Annotated in this window: 18 protein-coding genes; 10 read left to right on the plus strand and 8 right to left on the minus strand. The window is 54.7% G+C overall.

Features of this window, described 5'->3' with window-relative positions:
* Positions 1 to 408: 408 nt before the first annotated feature.
* From pyrB to ACN28R_RS16525, 7 genes are all read left to right on the plus strand, one after another.
* Positions 409 to 1,344, plus strand: coding sequence for an aspartate carbamoyltransferase (gene pyrB, locus ACN28R_RS16495; protein ID WP_048636410.1), 936 nt, complete (start codon positions 409 to 411; stop codon positions 1,342 to 1,344).
* Between the two features lie 16 nt (positions 1,345 to 1,360).
* A complete protein-coding gene (pyrI, locus tag ACN28R_RS16500) occupies positions 1,361 to 1,825 on the plus strand; it encodes an aspartate carbamoyltransferase regulatory subunit (RefSeq protein WP_095834972.1) in 465 nt (154 codons plus the stop codon).
* A gap of 129 nt (positions 1,826 to 1,954) precedes the next feature.
* Entirely contained in the window at positions 1,955 to 2,341 is a 387-nt protein-coding gene (gene ridA, locus ACN28R_RS16505) for a 2-iminobutanoate/2-iminopropanoate deaminase (RefSeq protein WP_048636412.1), read from the plus strand.
* 310 nt (positions 2,342 to 2,651) lie between these two features.
* Complete coding sequence (locus ACN28R_RS16510; RefSeq protein WP_048636413.1) at positions 2,652 to 4,085, plus strand: circularly permuted type 2 ATP-grasp protein; 1,434 nt, start codon at positions 2,652 to 2,654, stop codon at positions 4,083 to 4,085.
* Positions 4,085 to 5,014 carry an alpha-E domain-containing protein gene (locus ACN28R_RS16515; protein ID WP_048636414.1) on the plus strand — a complete coding sequence of 310 codons (930 nt, stop codon included), beginning with the start codon at positions 4,085 to 4,087 and terminating at the stop codon, positions 5,012 to 5,014. Before ACN28R_RS16510 ends, ACN28R_RS16515 begins: the two co-directional genes overlap by 1 nt.
* Positions 5,011 to 5,835 (plus strand): transglutaminase family protein, encoded by an 825-nt coding sequence (locus tag ACN28R_RS16520; RefSeq protein ID WP_095834973.1) that lies wholly within the window; start codon positions 5,011 to 5,013, stop codon positions 5,833 to 5,835. Before ACN28R_RS16515 ends, ACN28R_RS16520 begins: the two co-directional genes overlap by 4 nt.
* Positions 5,836 to 5,856: 21 nt before the next feature.
* Positions 5,857 to 6,582: a proteasome-type protease gene (locus ACN28R_RS16525; protein ID WP_048636416.1), complete on the plus strand. Its 726-nt coding sequence runs from the start codon at positions 5,857 to 5,859 to the stop codon at positions 6,580 to 6,582.
* 22 nt (positions 6,583 to 6,604) lie between these two features.
* On the opposite strand, the gene ACN28R_RS16530 is transcribed toward ACN28R_RS16525, so the two are convergent.
* The 4 genes from ACN28R_RS16530 to ACN28R_RS16545 form a co-directional block, all read right to left on the minus strand.
* On the minus strand, positions 6,605 to 8,188 hold the full coding sequence (locus tag ACN28R_RS16530; protein ID WP_095834974.1) for an ABC transporter ATP-binding protein: 1,584 nt from the start codon (positions 8,186 to 8,188) through the stop codon (positions 6,605 to 6,607).
* The gene (locus ACN28R_RS16535) at positions 8,181 to 9,002 is read right to left on the minus strand and encodes an ABC transporter permease (RefSeq protein ID WP_048636418.1); all 822 of its coding nucleotides are present in this window, start codon (positions 9,000 to 9,002) and stop codon (positions 8,181 to 8,183) included. The genes ACN28R_RS16530 and ACN28R_RS16535 overlap by 8 nt, the downstream gene beginning before the upstream one ends.
* Before the next feature lie 67 nt (positions 9,003 to 9,069).
* Positions 9,070 to 10,008 (minus strand): ABC transporter permease, encoded by a 939-nt coding sequence (locus tag ACN28R_RS16540; RefSeq protein ID WP_048636419.1) that lies wholly within the window; start codon positions 10,006 to 10,008, stop codon positions 9,070 to 9,072.
* 80 nt (positions 10,009 to 10,088) lie between these two features.
* A complete protein-coding gene (locus ACN28R_RS16545; protein ID WP_095834975.1) occupies positions 10,089 to 11,630 on the minus strand; it encodes an ABC transporter substrate-binding protein in 1,542 nt (513 codons plus the stop codon).
* 547 nt (positions 11,631 to 12,177) lie between these two features.
* Here ACN28R_RS16545 and nrdD point away from each other — a divergent pair.
* Both nrdD and nrdG read left to right on the plus strand, forming a co-directional pair.
* Positions 12,178 to 14,316, plus strand: coding sequence for an anaerobic ribonucleoside-triphosphate reductase (gene nrdD / locus ACN28R_RS16550; RefSeq protein ID WP_048636421.1), 2,139 nt, complete (start codon positions 12,178 to 12,180; stop codon positions 14,314 to 14,316).
* 110 nt (positions 14,317 to 14,426) lie between these two features.
* On the plus strand, positions 14,427 to 14,891 hold the full coding sequence (nrdG, locus tag ACN28R_RS16555; protein WP_095835833.1) for an anaerobic ribonucleoside-triphosphate reductase-activating protein: 465 nt from the start codon (positions 14,427 to 14,429) through the stop codon (positions 14,889 to 14,891).
* Between the two features lie 33 nt (positions 14,892 to 14,924).
* On the opposite strand, the gene ACN28R_RS16560 is transcribed toward nrdG, so the two are convergent.
* The 4 genes from ACN28R_RS16560 to ACN28R_RS16575 all read right to left on the minus strand — a co-directional run bounded on the left by ACN28R_RS16560 (position 14,925) and on the right by ACN28R_RS16575 (position 19,306).
* Entirely contained in the window at positions 14,925 to 15,563 is a 639-nt protein-coding gene (locus ACN28R_RS16560) for an NAD(P)H-binding protein (protein WP_095834976.1), read from the minus strand.
* A 23-nt stretch (positions 15,564 to 15,586) separates the two neighbouring features.
* The gene (locus ACN28R_RS16565) at positions 15,587 to 16,018 is read right to left on the minus strand and encodes a YhbP family protein (protein ID WP_048636424.1); all 432 of its coding nucleotides are present in this window, start codon (positions 16,016 to 16,018) and stop codon (positions 15,587 to 15,589) included.
* A 96-nt stretch (positions 16,019 to 16,114) separates the two neighbouring features.
* Positions 16,115 to 18,400, minus strand: a complete 2,286-nt coding sequence (locus ACN28R_RS16570; RefSeq protein WP_095834977.1) for a YgiQ family radical SAM protein — start codon at positions 18,398 to 18,400, stop codon at positions 16,115 to 16,117.
* Between the two features lie 210 nt (positions 18,401 to 18,610).
* Positions 18,611 to 19,306, minus strand: coding sequence for a bactofilin family protein (locus ACN28R_RS16575; protein ID WP_231604075.1), 696 nt, complete (start codon positions 19,304 to 19,306; stop codon positions 18,611 to 18,613).
* Between the two features lie 405 nt (positions 19,307 to 19,711).
* On the opposite strand from ACN28R_RS16575, the gene ACN28R_RS16580 reads away from it, so the two are divergent.
* Entirely contained in the window at positions 19,712 to 20,647 is a 936-nt protein-coding gene (locus ACN28R_RS16580; protein ID WP_048636426.1) for an aminoimidazole riboside kinase, read from the plus strand.
* Positions 20,648 to 20,758 lie beyond the last annotated feature (111 nt).

Raw genomic sequence — 20,758 nt, forward strand, 5'->3', positions numbered from 1 at the left:
TGGCAATCATTCGCTAGCCTCTCCTGCCGCAAGTGATATTCATCCCGCAATCGATTGCGATGGGTAAAAAATCAAGTTTTCCGCTTGAATTAGCGTCATCGGCGCGTATAATTTCCGACAATTTGCCGGGAGGGGTCATGCACTGCTGCATAAAAAAATCCGCTGCTTATGGTTGCCAACCACAACTGCCGTCCGGCAGCCGGCAAGCGTTTTCCTTTCCGTTGCTTAATCGATCGTTGATAAAAAAGCCCCTCATTGAGGGGCTTTTTTTTTGTGACCAGCCATCCCTGGCGGTCACCCTTCGGGCCGTCGCTATGCGACGTCAAAAACGTCTTCTGGAACTTTTTTACCTGTCATTTTCTGCGAATATCTGTTTACCGGGCCTAACCGTTGGGAGAAAACATAAAAATGGTCAATCCGCTTTATCAAAAAAATGTCATTTCAATTAACGACCTCAGCCGAGAGGATTTGGAACTGGCATTGCAGGTTGCCGCCAGTCTGAAAGCGAATCCCCAACCCGAGCTGTTGAAGCACAAAGTCATCGCCAGCTGTTTTTTCGAAGCGTCAACGCGCACGCGTTTATCCTTTGAAACGGCGATGCATCGTTTGGGCGCCTCCGTCGTTGGCTTTGCCGACAGCAGTAATACTTCGCTGGGCAAAAAAGGCGAAACGCTGGCCGACACCATTTCGGTCATCAGCCAGTATGTGGATGCGATCGTCATGCGTCATCCGCAGGAAGGCGCGTCCCGCCTGGCGACCGAATTTTCCGGCGGTATACCGGTACTCAACGCCGGCGACGGCGCCAACCAGCATCCGACGCAAACATTGCTCGATCTGTTTACCATTCAGGAAACGCAGGGCCGTCTGAGCAATATCAATATCGCCATGGTTGGCGACCTGAAATACGGGCGTACCGTTCATTCGCTCACACAGGCGCTGGCGAAATTCGAGGGCAACCGTTTCTACTATATCGCCCCGGATGCGCTGGCGATGCCCGATTACATTCTGAAAATGCTGGAAGAAAAAAATATTCCCTACAGCCTGCACAGCAGTATTGAAGAAGTGGTCGCCGATCTGGATATCCTGTACATGACCCGGGTACAGAAAGAGCGTTTAGATCCATCCGAATACATTAATATCAAGTCTCAGTTCATTCTGCGGGCCGCCGATCTGGACGGCGCGCGCGCGAATCTGAAGGTTCTGCACCCGCTGCCGCGCATCGATGAAATCACCACTGATGTTGATAAAACGCCATACGCTTACTACTTCCAGCAGGCGGGAAATGGTATTTACGCCCGTCAGGCGCTGCTGGCGATGGTACTGAATCGCGAACTGGTTCTGTGAGAGAAGAGGAATAGTCATGACTCACGATAATAAATTACAGGTAGAAGCCATCAAACGTGGCACGGTTATCGACCACATTCCCGCACAGGTGGGCTTTAAGCTGCTGACCTTATTCAAGCTGACCGCAACAGACCAACGCATCACCATCGGCCTCAATCTGCCTTCCAACCAGCTTGGCCGCAAGGATCTGATCAAGATCGAGAATGTGTTCCTGACCGAACAACAGGCAAACCAGCTGGCGATTTATGCGCCGCAGGCCACGGTGAATCAGATCGACGACTACGATGTCGTGCGTAAACTGTCGCCGACGCTGCCCGACCATATCGACGATGTATTAACTTGCCCGAACAGCAACTGCATCAGTCGCATAGAGCCGGTCTCATCATCATTCAGCGTCAAACTGCGTGATGAAGAGGTCCAGCTGAAGTGCAAGTACTGCGAAAAAGAGTTTGAGCGTCAGGCGGTATTGCAGGATCGTTAACGCCCTTCTTTAACCATTCTCAGGCGCGCCAGCGTTTTTCTTCGGCGCGTCTTGCTCTCCGCCTTGCCTGATACGGTGCTTTTTTGAATAATGGCACATTCGCGTTTTTGATAAACAATGGGAGATTCTATGTCACGCACCATCAGCACCGAACACGCTCCGGCAGCCATTGGCCCTTATGTACAGGGCGTCGATCTTGGCAGCATGATCCTCACTTCCGGCCAGATTCCGGTCAACCCGAAAACCGGCCTGGTTGAGGACGACATTACGGCACAGGCGCGCCAGTCTTTGGATAACGTTAAGGCCATTGTGGAAGCCGCTGGTCTGAAAGTTTCCGATATCGTTAAAACGACGGTTTTCGTTAAAGATCTGAACGATTTCACCACCGTTAACGCCGCCTATGAAGCGTTCTTCACCGAACACAACGCGTCGTTCCCAGCGCGTTCCTGCGTCGAAGTCGCCCGTTTGCCCAAAGACGTAAAAATCGAAATTGAAGCGATCGCGGTACGCCGCTAAGCCCCATTATTGGGCGTAATGCCAAAAGACGCACCGTTTGGTGGCGTCTTTTCTTCTGGCGGGTCACTATTGTCCGCCACGCCGCCAGCCGGCTCATGGCGCTGCTGAGAACCATTCTCAGCGTCTTTCTCCTGCTGTTGCTACCCTGTTCTCCCCCCGCCACCGCCCAACATTGTGCATCCACACGAAATTGCGCACCATTTAAGAGCAAAAAAAGCGCAAAACCATAACATTCCCGGCGTTTTCTCACTATGGCGCACTTTATGCATCACCTGATTATCACTTTTCAGCGTGATGCCAGAGGATGACAATGATAAAAATGACGCTTCCAACACCGTCTTACTATGACGAGATGCTTTCCGCAGAAGGCGAACAACGCCAACACTACAACTCCTATTGGCAATGGCTGCAACAGACCGATCAACAGGCTATCAGGCAGAAAAAGGAGCAGGCCGAACTGCTGTTTCACCGTGTAGGGATCACCTTCAACGTCTATGGCGAAGAGGGCGGCACCGAACGGTTAATTCCCTTCGACAGCGTGCCGCGCATTATTCCCGCGCATGAATGGCGCCAGCTCGATCGCGGTATCCGCCAGCGCGTTCAGGCGTTGAACGCCTTTCTGTACGATATCTACCATCAACAACATATTCTTAAGGCCGGCATTATTCCCAGCGAACAGGTGCTGGCGAACGAGCAATATCAGCCCTGCATGCAGGGAGTGAATTTACACAACGATATTTATGCCCATATCACCGGTATCGATATGGTGCGCAACAGCGACGGCCACTATTACGTGCTGGAAGATAATTTGCGCACGCCTTCCGGGGTTTCCTACATGTTGGAAAACCGCAAAATGATGATGCGGCTGTATCCGGATCTCTTCGCCAGCCAGCATATCGCCCCCGTCGAACGCTACCCCAGCTATCTGCTGCAAACGCTGCGTGAAAGCACGCTGGTTGACGATCCGACCGTTGTCGTGATGACGCCGGGACGCTTCAACAGCGCCTATTTCGAGCACAGCTTTCTGGCTCAGCAGATGGGCGTCGAACTGGTGGAAAGCGCCGATCTGTTTGTTAAAGAGGGCGCGGTCTTCATGCGCACTACCGAAGGCCCGTGTCGGGTGGACGTAATTTATCGCCGGGTGGACGACGACTTCCTCGATCCGCTGGCATTCCGCGCTGACTCTATGCTCGGCGTTCCGGGGCTGTTGTCGGTATACCGCGCCGGCGGCGTGGTACTGGCCAATGCCATCGGCACCGGCGTCGCGGATGATAAATCCATCTATCCTTACGTCCCGGATATGATCCGCTTTTACCTGTCTGAAGATCCCATTTTGGGCAATATTCCGACCTGGCAGTGCCGCGATCCCAAAGCGCTAAGCCATGTGCTCAGCAATCTGAATACCATGGTGGTGAAAGAAGTCCACGGCGCCGGAGGATACGGCATGCTGGTTGGCCCGCGAGCGACCCGTCAGGAGATCGACGATTTCCGCCAGCGCCTGTTGACGAATCCGCACAATTACATCGCCCAGGAAACGCTGGCGTTGTCCACCTGCCCGACCTTCGTGGAAGACGGACTGGCTCCCCGCCATATCGATCTGCGCCCGTTCGCGCTGTCAGGAGAAGAGATCCGCCTGATACCCGGCGGTTTAACCCGCGTCGCATTAACGGAAGGTTCATTGGTGGTCAACTCATCGCAAGGCGGTGGCACCAAAGATACCTGGGTCATGGAGGAGGATGAATAATGTTAAGCCGCACAGCCAGTGAATTGTATTGGATGGCCCGCTATCTGGAGCGGGCGGAAAGCCTCGCCCGCGTTCTGGACGTGACTTACAAACTGTCCATGATGCCGCGCCACAGCCAACAGTTGCGCGATTTGGCGTTGCCGTTGAACCTGACCTATACGCATGAGTTGTTCCAGGAGCGTTACGCCCGCTTCTCCATGAACAACCTGCTGAACTTCTTTGCGCTGGACAGCCAGAACCCCAGCAGTATCTATAACTGCATCGAGATGGCCTGGAACAACGCCCACGCGGTGCGCGGCAGCCTCTCTTCAGAAGTCTGGGAATGCATTAACACCACCCGTATTGATATCCGTAACCTGCGCGGTCAGGGCGTGGATAAAATCGGTATCGATGCTTTTTTCGATTGGGTCAAAGAGCGCGCCCACCTGTTCCGGGGGGCGATGTTCGGCACCCTGCTGCGCGGCGATGCGCAAAGTTTTATTCGCCTTGGCACGCTGATCGAACGCGCCGACGCCACCGCGCAGTTACTCAACCTGAAAACGCAGCAGTTGAATAGCGATCCGGATCCGGTGCGCGAATATTACCGGCTGGATACGCTGCTGCGGGCGGTCAGCGCCAGAGAAGCCTACCATAGTATCTATCGCCAGCCGATCAGCCGGGAAACCGTGACGGAACTGCTGGTGCTGCGCGCGGATGTCCCCCGTTCGCTGCACGCCTGTATGGACGATCTGGTGCAACAGTTGGAGGCGATTGGCAGTCAGCGGGCCAAGGTTCCCCAACGGCTGGCCCATCTTCTGCACGTGGAGCTACGATTCAGCACGCTTGACGACATCATGGAGGAAGGGCTTGATACCTATCTGAATCACTTCCTAAGTAAAATCAATGAGCTGGCTGACAGTATCCGTCACACCTATCTGGAGGCGCTATGAAACTTACCATTAATCACCTGACGCATTATCGCTATGATGAGGAAGTGAAATTCAGCACCCAGTATCTGCGTTTGACGCCGCAAAGTTCAGCCCGCCAGCAGATTCACGAATGGAAACTGACGCTGCCCGCCTCGGCCGTCGCCACCAGCGATGCTTACGGCAATGTCCTGCACGTGCTGACGCTTGATGTTCCACACCGCGACATCACTATTCACGCTCAAGGCGTGGTGGAAATCGCCGATAACGCAGAGGAGCCTTACTACGGCGGCGAAACGAACACGCTGTCGCCGCTGGTATTCCTGCGCACCACGCCGCTGACAGAAGCCGATGGCAATATCCGCGCGTTTGCAAAGCATTATTACCGGCCTCAGGCGACCGAAGAAAGCCTGGTCGATCTGATGACGGAATTACGGTTGAAAATGCCGTATACTCCCGGCGCCACGCAGGTGCAGGACACCGCGGCGGAAGCGTTTTCCATGCAAAAAGGGGTTTGTCAGGATCATACCCACGTTTTTCTAGCCTGCTGCCGTAGCCTGAATATCCCGGCCCGCTATGCCAGCGGCTATGTCTACAGCGAGGATACGCAGCATGTGGCCATGCACGCCTGGGCGGAAGCCTGGTTGGACGATCGCTGGCAAGGCTTTGATATTACGAATAATACTTGTCAGCTCAATCAGCATTTGCTGTTAGCGGTCGGTATGGATTATCTTGATGCCTGCCCGGTGCGCGGCACGCGGCTTGGCGGCGGGTGCGAAGAGATGTTTTCGGAGGCTGAAGTCCGCCTGTTTGAAAAGCAGCAGCAGGTACAACAGCAACAGTGAATTTTTAACAAGAAGGTACTTATGACGTACTGTGTGGCCATGCGTCTGTCTGACGGTTTAGTGTTTGCTTCGGATTCCCGCACCAATGCGGGCGTTGATCATATCTCGACGTTCAAAAAACTTCATGTTTTCCATGATGATCAACATGTTCTGGTGATCCAGTCCGCCGGCAATCTGGCCACAACGCAAAGTATCATCAGCCTGCTTAGCGCCCGTATCGAGGCGCAGGAAACGCCAAACTTATTGCAGACGGGCTCAATGTACGATGCCGCCATGCTGTTGGGGGAAACGATACGTGAAGTCATCTACCGCGACAGCCAGTCCCAGCAGAGCGGCAGCAACACCAATTTCGGCTGCAATATGATCCTTGGCGGCCAAATCAACGGTGAAGCCCCTCGGCTGTTCCATATTTATCCCGAAGGCAACTTCATCGAAGCCACCAGCGACACCCCCTATTTCCAAATCGGCGAAAGCAAGTACGGTAAACCGATTATCGATCGGGTGCTGAGCATGGACACGCCGCTCGAACAGGCCATGTGCTGCGCGCTGATCTCCATTGATTCCACCCTGCGCAGCAACCTGTCCGTCGGGCTGCCGCTGGACGTAATGATTTACCGCGCCGGCAGCTTTGACGTCAGTGAACAACGGCGCATCACCGAAAGAGACGACTACTTCATCAACATCCGCAGAGCATGGTCGGAAGGACTGCTGAATACCTTTCGCCAGTTGCCGCCTTTTCCCGGCTGACGAACCCGCCTTCTTTCCGCGGTTATGCGCCGGTTGCCATCGCTTCTTGCAGCCAGCCGCGGCGCATTTCCGGCACCGCGTCCAGAAGCCGCTGCGTATAGTCATCCAGCGGCGGCGTCAGCGTTTGCGTCACTGCGCCCTGACGGATAATGCGCCCATGCCGCAACACCGCCACGCTATCCGCTACCTCGCGCACGACGTGTAAATCGTGGGTGATAAACAGATAGGATACGCCAGTTTTCTGCTGGATGGCGCGCAGCAGAGCCAGTACCTCGCGGGCGACCAGGGGATCGAGCGCCGAGGTCGGTTCATCGCAGACAATAAGCTCAGGCTCAGCGGCCAGCGCGCGCGCAATACACACTCTCTGCTTCTGTCCGCCGGAAAGCGATGTCGGGTAACGTTCAGCCACCGGGGTCGGCAGCCCCACCTGATGCAACAATTCCCGCACCCGCGCTTTACGCTGCGCTGCCGGTAAATCCGTCAGGCATACGATAGTGCGCTCAATTTGCACGCCCACGGTTAACCGCGGGTTGAGGGCCATATCAGGATGTTGATGGATCATCTGCACCGACTGCAACTGACGGCGGGCACGCTTTGCCAGATGCGGCGGCAGGCATTCGCCTTTCAGCCAAATCTCACCGGTGTAGGACGGTAACAGCCCGCAGACCGCACGCCCCAGCGTTGATTTTCCCGATCCGGATTCGCCAATTATCGCCAGCGTCCGGCCACGGGGCAGTTGCAGGCCGATATCCAGCAACACAGGCTGACGCTGAAAACATACGCTCAGCGCCCGGATATCCAGCAGAATGTCGGTCTGCGGCGGTAAAGGCGTTTTCTGCCGTCCCCGCGACTGCAACAGTTGAGCGGTATACGCCTGCGCAGGCTGCGACAATATCTGCTCCGTCGATCCTGTTTCCACCTGACGCCCGTTGCGCAACACCATTATCCTATCGCTGAGCTGAGCGACAACGGCCAGATCGTGACTGATATACAGCGCCGCGACGCCGGTCAGCCGGATAACGTCGTCGATCGCCTTCAATACCTCCAACTGAGTGGTAACATCCAGCGCCGTCGTCGGCTCATCAAAAATGATCAGATCGGGTTCGGCGCAGATCGCCATCGCGATCATCGCCCGCTGGAGCTGTCCTCCCGATACCTGATGGGGATAACGATGAAAGAATGTTGCCGGTTCCGGCAAAGCGAGCTGGTTAAACAGCGTCAACGCCCGTTCGGTCGCCTGCTGGCGTGACAGCGCCCGGTGGCGCACCGCGGCCTCGATGACCTGATCGCCGATGCAGAGAGCCGGATTAAACGCGGCGCTGGCGGATTGAGCGACATAGGCAATGCGCCGGCCGCGTATCTTGCGTAGCTGCCTTTCAGACATGGCGGCCAAATCCGCCCCTTGAAACCAGATTTGTCCCTGCCGGATATGCATTCCATGACGGCAGTGACCGAGAATAGCCTGCCCGATGGTGGATTTTCCCGCCCCCGACTCGCCGATCAGCCCCAGAACCTCACCTTTATGCAGGCTGAAAGAGATATCGTCCACCAAGGTCCGATCGCCCGCCTCCACCCGGAGTCGCTCAACATGCAGTAACTCAGCCACGTTTGCCTCCGGCCCAGCCACGCTCGTTACGACTCAGTATCCAGTCCGCCACTACGTTCAGCGATAGCGCCAGCAAGGCGATAGCCACCCCGGGAACCAGCGCGGCCCAGACACCGAACAGGATCCCGTCTTTATTATCCCGCGCCAGACCGCCCCAGTCCGCCGTCGGCGGCTGGATCCCCATGCCAAGAAACGACAGCGAGGAGAGAAACAGCAGAATAAAGATAAAACGCATGGCGAACTCCGCCACCAGCGTGATCGCTGCGTTGGGCAGGATTTCACGCCACAGGATCCAGCGCATTGACTCCCCGCGCATTCTCGCCGCTTCAATAAACTCCTGGGTGGCGATATCCACCGCCAGCGACCGAGCGACGCGCAACACGCGCGTCGCTTCGAGTACGCCCAATACCAGGATAATGATCGGCGTATTTTTCGGCAGCAGCGCCAATACCACCAGCGCGAAAATCAACGTGGGGATGGCCATCAATACATCGTTTATGCGGGAAATCAGTTGATCCACCCAGCCGCCGCAAACGCCGGCCAGAAATCCCAGGCCGGTTCCCAGCACAAACGCCAGCAGCGCCGCCAGCGCCGTGACCGCCAGCGAGGTACGGGTGCCCCAAATCAGGCGGGAAAACAGATCCCGTCCCAGATTATCAGTGCCTAGCCACAGGTTATCCGTCGGTCCCAGCCAGGCTCCGCCAACCACCTGATCAGCCGGATAAGGCGCCAGCCAGGGAGCCAGAAGAGCGACTAAAATAAACAGGCTCAGTCCCAACAGGCCGAGCACAACGGAAGGTTTTAACGCAGGCATTCAGTGTGATTCCCTTTCTGTAGGCATGCCGTCTCTCATTATTTTCATCGGTTTATTGTTGCCGGCATCAGCGGGCATGGCGCAGACGCGGATTCGCCATCAGCGCAATCACGTCCGCCAGCAGGTTAAGCAGGATATAAATTGCCGCCAGCACCAGCGCGCAGCCCTGAATCACCGGCATATCCCGCTTGCTGATGCTATCAACCATATATTGCCCCAGCCCCGGATAGACAAACACGTTTTCCACAATCACGACGCCCACCATCAGGTAAGCCAGATTCAGCACAATCACGTTAATGATGGGTCCCCAGGCATTCGGCAGGACATGGCGCAGTAAAATAGCGGAGGGCGAGATACCTTTCAGCAACGCCGTGTCCACATAAGCCGCGCGCTGGGCATTGATGAGCGCGGCGCGGGTCATGTTGCTCATGTGGCCCAGCACGGCCAGCAACAGCGTCATGACGGGCAGCGCCACCGCCGTCAGCCGTGACGCCAGCGGCATGCCGTCACTGACGCTGCTATTGCTGGGTAGCCAGAACAGGGTGATGGAGAAAATCAGGATAAGAAGATAGCCAGAAAAAAACTCCGGTAGCGCCACCGCCGTGCGGGTAAACATATTCAGCAGTTGATCCAGCCAGCTCCCCTGATAGCGCACGGAAATGAAACCAATCAGCAGCGCCAGCGGCACCGCAATCGCCGCCGTACATCCCGCCAGAAACAGCGTATTTTCCAGCCGGTAAGCCAGCACCGGCGCAATACTCTGACGGCTGGTAAAGCTCTGTCCGAAATCGCCGCGCAGCACGCCGCCCAACCAGGAGAGATAACGCGACATTGCCGGCTGATCCAACCCTAACTGTAGATTCAGCGCCTTCACGGCTTCCGGCGTCGCGGACTGTCCTAAAATTGCCGTGGCCGGGTTGCCCGGCAACAGTTGAATGCCGGAAAAAATCAGCACCGAAACCACGGCCAGCATCACTACTCCCGCCAGCAGACGATGGGACACCATCAACAACAGCGGAGAACGGGCAATCCTCCCGTTACGGGAGATAACCCTGTCGCGTAAACTCACGTTACCATTACCTGTGATTAGCTAAGCCATACCTTTTCAGCGGCGCGATTGCCGCTAAGCGGGAAACCCGGGATAGCATGAAAACCTTTGACCTTATTGTTGCATGCATCCAGCGTATCCGCATACAGCGGAATGATCTCGCTGCCTTTATCCACCAGCATCAGCTGAATATCATGATAAATCTGGCGGCGCCGATCTTCATTCGGCTCGCCCCGGGCCGCCTGCACCAACTGGTCGAATGCCGATTCATGCCAGAGCGACTCGTTCCACGGCGCCTGGCTGGTAAAGACCAGAGACAGCAACGCATCCGCCGTCGGCCGCATCGACCAGTTGGAAGACACAAAGGGTTTCTTCATCCACACGTTATCCCAGAAGGCGTCATCCGGCACGCGCTCCACCGTCAGCGGAATGCCGGCCCGCTGAGCGGATGCCTGATAAAGCTGGCCGGCGTCCACCGCGCCGGGGAAACCGGCATCCGCGACCGACAAAACCAGCGGACCGCTGAAACCGGCTTTTTGCCAATGCCATTTGGCCTTGTCCGGATCGTAAGGGCGTTGCGGAATATCTTTGGCGAAATAACGATTTGACGGGAAGATCGGGTTATCGTTGGCGATACTGCCATAACCACCCAGCACGGTATCGACGATCTGCTGGCGGTCGATGGCGTATTTCAACGCCAGGCGGCCATCAAGCGAATTGAACGGCGCCACATTGCCCAGGCCGGGGAAGGTAAAAATAAAACCGTCGCGCGAACGCAAGAGTTGCAGGTTCGGCATCGTTTCAATCCGGCTGACAATGCGCGGATTGACGCGGTTGATGATATGCGCCGAACCGCTCACCAGCGCGGCAACGCGGGCGGTAGCGTCGTTCATCGCCAGCGTTTCCACGGAATCCACATGACCGCGCGCGCTGTTCCAGTGATTCGGATTGCGTTTCACCAGCGTACGTACGCCCGGCTGGAAGTTCTCCAGAATAAACGCTCCGGTGCCGATGCCTTTATCGAAGGATTCATTTTCCGGCGTAATGGCGAAGTGGACGTCGCTCAGCAGCGAGATAAACTCCACATTGGGTTCGCTCAGGCGGATCGTGACTTCATGGGTATCGGTCGCTTCCAACGACGTCACCGGCTCCAGATAGCCTTTCACCGATGAGCTCGAACTTTCGCCACGATGATGATTCAGCGAGTAGACCACATCCTTGGCCGTCAGGGTACGTCCATCGTGGAACTCCACGCCGGAGCGGAGAGTGATCACCCAGGTGCGGCCGCCCTCGGCGCTGGACCAGGACTCCGCCAACGACGGGATCAGATCGCCTTGTTCGTCCAGCTCAACCAGGTTATTAAACAGTTGGGAACCGACGAAGTACATATAGGTTTCAAACCAGAAAGCCGGATCCAGCCGATCGGTGCTGGAAGCGTTATCCACCCCGATGATCAAATGTCCGCCTTTCTTCGGCGTCTCATCGCTCTGTGCGCCCCAGGCTTGTCCCAACGGCCAGCCCGCAGTCGCGGCTGCGACGGAAACCGCGCAGGCTCCCTTGATAAAATGGCGGCGATTCATAATGGTATTTTCCCCTCGTTATCCCTCTTGGGCGATAAAAGTTCTTGTTGTTATCCTAAACAGCCTGCGTGTTTACAATGGATTTATGTTTAAGACCGGCACGGCGGCAATTACCGCCAGCCGGACAATATGTTCAGGTCAATACCACATCAGCCGCCATTCAAAATCAGCGCGTTCGCCCCCATGGCGATTACCTGCGGAATAACCCCAAAGTGCTGTCACATTACTGAAAACCATTTTGGATGTCTAGATATCTTGATAGCCAAATAATCGAAATGTATTGCCATATCGGATCCAATAAATTCCCGCCGTATCCTGTCCCATTTGATGGTGAAATTTTGTTCAAGTATGAATTATCTCCGACATTCGATTTTCTTTGTTCTACATCAAAAAAATGGCGATACCTTGGCACCAAATTCAATATATAGTGTCTATCATATAAACATGAACTATATGTAGTGCTTATCCACAATCTCATCCACAGCCCCCCGCAGCCCTTATCCGCTGCGGTATTTGCCTGTGGATAACGTCAACAGAGGAACAGATCGTGAAACCAGTAGTGATTAAACGGGATGGCTGCCAGGTACCTTTTGATGAAGTACGCATCAAAGAGGCCGTAGAGCGAGCGGCACAAGCCGCTGGTATCGACGATTCTGATTACTGCGCTACGGTTGCCGCGGCGGTCGCGCAACAAATGCAGGATAAACGGCGCGTCGATATTCGTGATATCCAGGATGCGGTCGAAAATCTGTTGATGTCCGGTAAATACAAACAGCTGGCGCGTACCTATATAGAGTATCGCCACGATCGGGATATCGCGCGTGAGCGCCACGGCCGTCTGAATCAGGAAATCCGCGGGCTGGTGGAACAGAGCAACATGGCTTTGCTGAACGAAAACGCCAACAAAGACAGTAAAGTCATTCCTACCCAGCGCGATCTGTTAGCCGGTATCGTCGCTAAGCACTATGCCAAACAGTACATTTTACCGCGCGATGTCGTGCTCGCCCATGAACGTGGCGAGATCCATTATCACGACCTTGACTACTCCCCTTTCTTCCCGATGTTTAACTGCATGCTGATTGACCTCGGCGGTATGCTGACCAAGGGATTCAAAATGGGTAACGCGGAAATCGAACCGCCAAAATCGATTTCCACCGCCACTGCCGTTACCGCGCAGATCATTGCCCAGGTCGCCAGCCATATTTACGGCGGCACGACGATTAATCGCATCGATGAAATTCTGGCCCCGTTTGTCGCCGCCAGCCATAAAAAACATCAGGCCGTGGCGGAAGAATGGAATATTCCTCAAGCCGAAGAGTACGCCCGCACCCGGACGGTAAAAGAGTGTTACGACGCCTTCCAGTCGTTGGAATACGAGGTAAACACGCTGCATACCGCCAACGGCCAGACCCCCTTCGTCACCTTCGGCTTTGGATTAGGCACCAGTTGGGAATCCCGGCTGATCCAGGAATCCATTCTGCGCAACCGCATCGCCGGACTGGGTAAAAATCACAAAACGGCGGTTTTCCCCAAACTGGTGTTTGCCATTCGCGACGGGCTGAACCGCAAACCCGGCGATCCGAATTACAGCATCAAACAGTTGGCGCTGGAATGCGCCAGCAAGCGTATGTATCCCGATATCCTGAATTACGATCGGGTGGTTGAAGTCACCGGCTCCTTCAAAACGCCGATGGGCTGCCGCAGCTTCCTTGGCGTTTATGAAGAAGACGGCAAACAAATCCACGATGGCCGCAACAACCTGGGCGTAATCAGTTTGAATCTGCCGCGCATCGCGTTGGAAGCCAACGGGGATGAAACCCGATTCTGGGCGTTGCTCGACCAGCGTTTAGCGTTGGCGAAAAAGGCGCTGATGACGCGTATTGCCCGACTGGAAAATGTGAAAGCCCGCGTCGCTCCTATTTTATATATGGAAGGCGCCTGCGGCGTGCGTTTAAAAGCCGACGACAGCGTGGCGGAGATCTTCAAAAACGGACGTGCTTCCATTTCACTGGGCTATATCGGGATTCATGAAACCATCAATGCGCTGTTCGGCAATGAAGTGCATGTATTCGACAATGAAACGCTGCGCGAAAAAGCCGTGGCTATCGTCGCCCACCTGAAAAAAGCCACCGATCGCTGGAAAGAAGAAACCGGCTACGGTTTCAGCCTGTACAGCACGCCGAGCGAAAACCTGTGCGACCGCTTCTGCCGCTTAGACACCGCTGAATTCGGCGTAGTCAAGGGCGTAACGGACAAGGGTTACTACACCAATAGCTTCCACCTGGACGTTGAGAAAAAAGTAAACCCGTACGAAAAAATCGACTTTGAAGCACCTTATCCTCATTTGGCTAACGGCGGCTTCATTTGCTACGGCGAATATCCGAATCTGCAACATAACCTGAAGGCGCTGGAAGACGTTTGGGATTACAGCTACAACCACGTCCCCTATTACGGCACCAACACGCCGATCGACGAATGCTACGAATGCGGCTTCACCGGTGAATTCGAGTGTACCAGCAAGGGATTCACCTGCCCGAAATGCGGTAATCACGACTCGACCCGCGTATCCGTCACCCGTCGGGTTTGCGGCTACCTCGGCAGCCCGGATGCACGTCCGTTCAACGCCGGTAAGCAGGAAGAAGTCAAACGCCGGATCAAACACCTGGGCAACGGGCAATTAGGTTGATTAACGCCGTCTTCGCGCGCACGGCGATATATGCCGTGCGCGCGGGCGGAAATCAGCGAGCATAACGAATTGCGATATTGCTACAAGCCCATTACGACAGTAAAAACGCCATGAATTACCACCAGTATTACCCGGTAGATGTTGTCAACGGCCCTGGAACACGCTGCACGCTGTTCGTGTCCGGATGCGTACATCAATGCCCCGGTTGCTATAACAAAAGCACCTGGCGGCTAAACTCCGGACAACTGTTTACGCAGGAACTGCAGGACAGAATCATCGCCGATCTTCAGGACACCAATATTCCCCGGCAGGGTATTACGCTATCTGGCGGCGATCCGCTTCACCCGCAGAATGTTCCCGATATTCTACAGTTGGTGAAGCGGATACGCGCGGAGTGTCCGGGTAAAGATATTTGGCTCTGGACTGGCTATGTGCTGGCCGAATTGACCGAAGAACAACAACAGGTTGTATCCCTGATTAACGTGCTGGTCGATGGCAAATTCGTGCAGGATCTTAAAGATCCCTCGCTAATCTGGCGAGGCAGCAGTAATCAGGTCATCCACTACCTGCGTTAGTCTTCCCTCGTTCGTTATCTACAGGAATGCGTTCTACCTGCCCAGCGCACGTAACTGCCTCGACTCCAAAACCGTCACTCTTGCTTTGGGCTCGGGAGAAAAGGCCTGATTCAATAATCCCTGAGCCACCGTCTTCCCTTCGATAGCCTGCCATCTTGCCGGGAAAATACGAAATAACGGCGCCGTCAGGCTTTCCAGGGGACGGCGGATCTCCCTTTTTCCCAATAATATTGACGGCCGGGCCAGCGTCAGATGTTGCCATCCCTGCTCGCGTAAAGCCTTCTCGGTTTCACCCTTCACCCGTGAGTAAAAGAAAAACGAATCCGTATCGGCGCCGAGAGCGCTAACCGCCAGAAAATGTTTCGCGCCCAATGTTAAAGCCGCTTTTGCCCCCTCCACCACCAGCGTGTAGTCCACGTGCCGGAACGCCTGTTTACTGCCGGCAGCCTTGATGGTCGAGCCCAGACAGCAAAATGCGATATCAATCGGATCCGTAATCTGAGACAGCGCCGCCGAAAAATCGGAATCATGCGGGTTAACCACCTTTTCTGACGGAGCCAGAGGTTTACGGGTCGGCGCATAAATCGTTTCCACCCGGTTGTTAGCCTTTAATAGCCTTAACAATTCACTCCCTATCAGCCCCGTCGCTCCCAATAGCAATATCCGGCTCATACCTCTCCCCCTGTTACTGTCTCTTAACGCTGCCAGTGATGCTTTTTGCCAAATCCCAGCGTATTGTCCGTCATCTTCAATTCCGTCAGTTGTAAGCGCCAGATCGGTGCATGTGCCGCTTTGGCGATCGGGAAACGCCGGTGGTAAAGCGCCCGCGCCCGTTGCTCGTCTTCTCCTTCCAATTGTTCCGCCCGCGCACGAAACTGTACGCCCCTGATCAGCATGACGCTCTTTGGCTGACCGCTTACCGTACCGGCGACCAACGGCTGTCGGGACATCAGCTCGCCGTGACGGGTATGCAATTCCGTCATCAGATAAAAAGCGACCTGTTGTTCGTCATAAGTGTAGAAGCAACTCGCACACCATAAATCCGAATTTTCGCCCGCGCATAACGTCAGCACATGCAGTTTCTTCAAATAACGGGAGATGGTCTGAAGCGTATTCCCTGTATCCACATATCCTCCGCCCCTGTTTAGGCTCTGAGACAACGTGCCGAACAGACATATTCTGTCACCATTCAGCGTGATATTAAGCCGGTTTTTTATCGCGGACTATCCCTGCCCGCCCCCTCCGGACCGTCGCGGGCCGGCGTTAAAAAACGCGCCCGACGTTTTTTTATTCCGATTAACCGATTTAGACCGGCCTGAATGGTTGCCGGACTTGGTGTTTTTAGCCATAGGAGAATGTCCCGACGTCTGTTTTTTTTCGGATTTATCGGATGCCTGATGCGCGACGACCGGCGCGGTAAAACGGGTCAATGCCGGACGGCTGGATGCGCGTCCGCGTGAGGCGGCGCGTTCCCCCGGCGCTTCCGCCGGGATCAGGCAGCCGGGCCGATTTCCAATCAGGCGTTTCATTCCCATCGCGGTCAACGCTTCACGCAGCAGCGGCCAGTTCGCCGGATCGTGATAGCGAAGCAGCGCCTTATGCAGGCGGCGTTGCCGTTCTCCCTTCGGCACCACCACATCCTCGCTTTTGTAGTCCACTTTGCTGAGCGGATTCTTGCCGCTGTAATACATGGTGGTCGCATTCGCCAGCGGGGAAGGATAAAAGTTTTGCACCTGATCCAAGCGGAAACGGTTCTCTTTCAGCCATAACGCCAGATTGACCATATCTTCATCCCGGGTTCCCGGATGCGCTGAAATAAAATAGGGGATCAAATACTGCTGTTTTCCCGCCTGTGCCGAATAGCTGTCAAAAAGCTGCTTAAAGCAGTGATAACTTCCCATTCCGGGCTTCATCATTTTTGACAGCGGGCCGGTTTCAGTATGCTCCGGCGCGATCTTGAGATAGCCGCCCACGTGATGCTCAGCCAGCTCTTTGATATAACGCGGATCTTTGACGGCCAGATCGTAACGGACGCCGGAAGCAATGAGGATTTTCTTGATGCCTTTCAGCGCGCGGGCGCGCCGATAAAGTTTGATCGTCGGCTCGTGGTTGGTATCCATATGCGAACAGATTTCAGGATAAACGCAGGACGCGCGACGACAGGTCTGTTCGGCGCGCGGCGACTGACAGCGCAGCATGTACATATTCGCCGTCGGCCCGCCCAGATCGGAGATAACACCGGTGAATCCCGGCACATGGTCACGAATCTCTTCTATCTCCTTAACGATCGACGTTTCTGAGCGGCTCTGAATGATCCGTCCCTCATGTTCGGTGATCGAACAGAAGGAACAGCCGCCATAACATCCGCGCATGATGTTGATCGAAAATCGGATCATATCGTAGGCCGGAATGACCGCCTTACCGTAGGAAGGGTGTGGAACGCGCTGAAACGGCAGCGCAAATACGGCGTCCATTTCCTCGGTAGAAAGCGGAATAGCCGGAGGATTGATCCACACGTAACGATCGCCATGTTTTTGCATCAATGCTCTGGCGCAGCCGGGGTTGGTTTCATGATGCAATATCCGCGACGCATGGGCGTACATCACCTTATCCGCTTTCACTTTTTCAAATGAGGGTAAAAGCACATAGGTCTTTTCCCACGGTTTGGGTTTCGGCGCCCACACGGTGATGGGTTGGGCCGCATCCGGCGCCGGGATCTCCCCCTCCGAGCAAGGTAAATCGTCGCCGTAAGGGTTCATGATCGGCTCGATGCGGCCGGGCTTGTCGAGCCGGGTTGAGTCAACGCCCGTCCAGCCGGGCAGCGCCGTTTTACGCATCACCGCGGTATTGCGCACATCCTGAATATCGCTAATCGCTTCACCGGCCGCCAACCGGTGCGTCACCTCCGCCAGCGGACGTTCGCCATTGCCGTAGACCAGCATATCCGCCTTGGCGTCCACCAATACCGAGCGCCGCACGGTGTCGGACCAGTAGTCATAGTGCGCGATACGCCGCAGGCTGGCTTCGATGCCTCCCAGAATCACCGGTACGTCGTTATACGCCTCTTTGCAACGCTGGCTATACGCCAGCGTTGCGCGATCCGGCCTTTTCCCCGCGATATTGCCAGGCGTATAGGCGTCGTCGTGGCGTAATTTTCGATCCGCCGTGTAACGGTTTATCATCGAATCCATATTTCCCGCCGTGACGCCAAAATACAGATTAGGCTTGCCAAGGCGCATAAAATCGTCTTTCGACGTCCAGTCAGGCTGAGAGATGATGCCGACGCGAAATCCTTGCGCCTCCAGCATGCGTCCGACAATCGCCATGCCAAAACTCGGATGATCGACATACGCATCGCCGGTGACGATGATCACATCACAGCTGTCCCAACCCAGTTCATCCATCTCCCCTCGCGACATAGGGAAAAAGGGGGCGGTACCGTAACACTCGGCCCAATAGCGCGGGTATGAGAATAGTGTACGTTCGGGCTGGATCAGGCTGGTCGGCATAGAAAATTCTTCGTTGTAAGAACACGGGTTTTACATAACCCCGACTAATACTTGATAATTTATTAACCAGGGAACAGAGGTCGGGATTATACGTGGACAAAAATAAAACTGCTGATCAGAGTCACGCGGATATGCGGCGGATCAAGACTTTCATCCCATAACCGCCCTTAATATGCGAGAACGTGCATTACTTCAGTGATGTTCCCCGTTTTACTTTGACGACAGCGGAATGTCGCCCGCCATCGTCACAATGTCTTCCTGCTCAGTCTTATCCACGTAAACCAGTTTTTCCTGACTTTGCGGCTCTCGTCGCAACGTATTCGACTGGCCGATGAAAACGCCGCCTTTCTCAATAGAGAGCTCATCAGAAAAAATATCGCCGACCACTTTTCCCTGCGCCAGTATAGAGACCGCGCCGGCTTCAATACGCCCTTCAACCTGACCGTTAATAATAATCTGCTGCGATTTCATTTCGCCTTGGACGCTGCCGGCATGCTCCACTTTAATGGCGTTTTCGCAGAATAAATCGCCGATGACATGGCCTTCAACGGTTATATTGCCCTCAGCTTCCACCTTGCCGGTTATCTGCGCGTCCTGAGAAATAAAGGTGTCTTTTTTTACTCGTACAGGGCTGACTGAATTAATCAATTCAGCCGGATTGTTTATTTCACCGACCTTTTGCTGTTTTTCTATCGTTTTCTTATTTTTATCAAATGAAAACATAATGTTATTCCTTTTAACTTTATAAAACATCGCCACCAGCACCGGCAGCCCTATTCCCAGCACGGCAACCAGCGCCCTCCCATAAAACAGGACGGGTAAATCCAGGTAAATATCAACCAGCCAGACCGTCACCAGCAAAGCCCATACCGCCCACAGTCCCCATAGCAGGTTGTAATTACGCATGGTTATCGCACCACTCTGGTTGCTGGCAGCGGTAATGATGTCTATTTCGCGTGGTGCGTACTACGGTGAGGGTATATGGCTTAGGATCGGCGATAACACAGACATCGAGGCGAATTCGGCAAGATGCGCAACGGTTCATATTCCTTCTCCTTTTCGCCATAAATCCGGATTTCTGACGCGATATCGGCCTGGCCGCGCCTTTATCTGGTATCGGACGGAATCTGTTTTTGTTTAACGAATACGGCGCGCTGACGGGGATAAATCGCCTTCCTGAGTGGCAAAATTATGCGGCCGCCATCACTTTTTTGTGTCCTCCATTCAACATATTTCGTTAATAAGTTGCGTAGCTAAACCGATTCTTCTATTTTAGCAAGCAATTTTAATATCCCTGATAAGAGTAATTTTATGGCACACAAAATTTGGGTGATGGGCGACGCCGTGGTCGATCTCATTCCGGAAGATGCGGAGCGTTATCTCAAATGTCCGGGAGGCGCGCCTGCAAATGTAGCGGTGGGTATTGCCAGATTAGGAGGCCGGAGCGCCTTTATCGGCCGGGTAGGCGATGACGTCTTCGGTCATTTTCTGCGCGACGTGCTGGATCGAGAACAGGTTAATACGCATTACATGGTCGGGGACGGCGAGCATCGGACCTCTACCGTGGTGGTCAGCCTGGACCAACAGGGCGAACGTTCGTTTACCTTCATGGTTCGCCCCAGCGCCGATCTGTTTATACAACCGAGCGATCTGCCCCTGTTCAAACAGGGCGAATGGCTGCATCTCTGTTCTATTGCCCTATCCCAGGAGCCCTCGCGCAGCACGGCTTTTGAAGCCATGCAACGTATAAAGGCCGCAAACGGATGGGTGAGCTTCGACCCTAATATCCGTGAGGATCTCTGGACCGACGAGCAGGCGTTGAAAGAGTGTCTCGACCAGGCTCTGGAGCTGGCGGATGTGGTTAAATTATCACGCGAAGAGCTGGCTTTTCTCAGTGCCGCTACCGATGTGGAGCAAGGAATTGAGCAACTGATGCAACGCTACCCGATTAAACTGCTGTTAGTCACCATGGGCAGCGAGGGCGTTTGGTTGCACGACCGTCAGCAACGGCTGCACTTCCCGGCGCCTTATGTCACGCCGGTGGATACCACTGGCGCCGGTGATGCCTTTGTTGCCGGGCTATTGCAGGGGCTGGCCGAATATGATGATTTATCGCAGCCGACGTCATGGGACAATGTGATCGAACAGGCGCAATTGTGCGGCGCGCTGGCGACGACGGCGAAAGGCGCCATGACCGCCCTGCCCCATGCGCAACAGCTTCACTCCACTTCTCTGGCCAGAGCCTAGCCACAACCGTTATATCCGCTTATCGATCCTGTTTTGTAGCCAGGATCACAGTTACTGAAACAGGTTGGTAAAGTTCCTTGCCAACCTGCCACCTTCCCCATTATTTTTCCT

Origin of the sequence: Brenneria goodwinii (assembly GCF_002291445.1) — a bacterium.
Classification (GTDB): Bacteria; Pseudomonadota; Gammaproteobacteria; order Enterobacterales; family Enterobacteriaceae; genus Brenneria; species Brenneria goodwinii.

Excerpts from the sequence above, each read along its gene's own strand:
- pyrB (WP_048636410.1), top strand. The coding sequence starts at position 409 with ATGGTCAATCCGCTTTATCAAAAAAATGTCATTTCAATTAACGACCTC.
- pyrI (WP_095834972.1), top strand. The coding sequence starts at position 1,361 with ATGACTCACGATAATAAATTACAGGTAGAAGCCATCAAACGTGGCACG.
- ridA (WP_048636412.1), top strand. The coding sequence starts at position 1,955 with ATGTCACGCACCATCAGCACCGAACACGCTCCGGCAGCCATTGGCCCT.
- ACN28R_RS16510 (WP_048636413.1), top strand. The coding sequence starts at position 2,652 with ATGATAAAAATGACGCTTCCAACACCGTCTTACTATGACGAGATGCTT.
- ACN28R_RS16515 (WP_048636414.1), top strand. The coding sequence starts at position 4,085 with ATGTTAAGCCGCACAGCCAGTGAATTGTATTGGATGGCCCGCTATCTG.
- ACN28R_RS16520 (WP_095834973.1), top strand. The coding sequence starts at position 5,011 with ATGAAACTTACCATTAATCACCTGACGCATTATCGCTATGATGAGGAA.
- ACN28R_RS16525 (WP_048636416.1), top strand. The coding sequence starts at position 5,857 with ATGACGTACTGTGTGGCCATGCGTCTGTCTGACGGTTTAGTGTTTGCT.
- ACN28R_RS16535 (WP_048636418.1), bottom strand. The coding sequence starts at position 9,002 with ATGCCTGCGTTAAAACCTTCCGTTGTGCTCGGCCTGTTGGGACTGAGC.
- ACN28R_RS16540 (WP_048636419.1), bottom strand. The coding sequence starts at position 10,008 with ATGGTGTCCCATCGTCTGCTGGCGGGAGTAGTGATGCTGGCCGTGGTT.
- ACN28R_RS16545 (WP_095834975.1), bottom strand. The coding sequence starts at position 11,630 with ATGAATCGCCGCCATTTTATCAAGGGAGCCTGCGCGGTTTCCGTCGCA.
- nrdG (WP_095835833.1), top strand. The coding sequence starts at position 14,427 with ATGAATTACCACCAGTATTACCCGGTAGATGTTGTCAACGGCCCTGGA.
- ACN28R_RS16560 (WP_095834976.1), bottom strand. The coding sequence starts at position 15,563 with ATGAGCCGGATATTGCTATTGGGAGCGACGGGGCTGATAGGGAGTGAA.
- ACN28R_RS16570 (WP_095834977.1), bottom strand. The coding sequence starts at position 18,400 with ATGCCGACCAGCCTGATCCAGCCCGAACGTACACTATTCTCATACCCG.
- ACN28R_RS16575 (WP_231604075.1), bottom strand. The coding sequence starts at position 19,306 with ATGCGTAATTACAACCTGCTATGGGGACTGTGGGCGGTATGGGCTTTG.
- ACN28R_RS16580 (WP_048636426.1), top strand. The coding sequence starts at position 19,712 with ATGGCACACAAAATTTGGGTGATGGGCGACGCCGTGGTCGATCTCATT.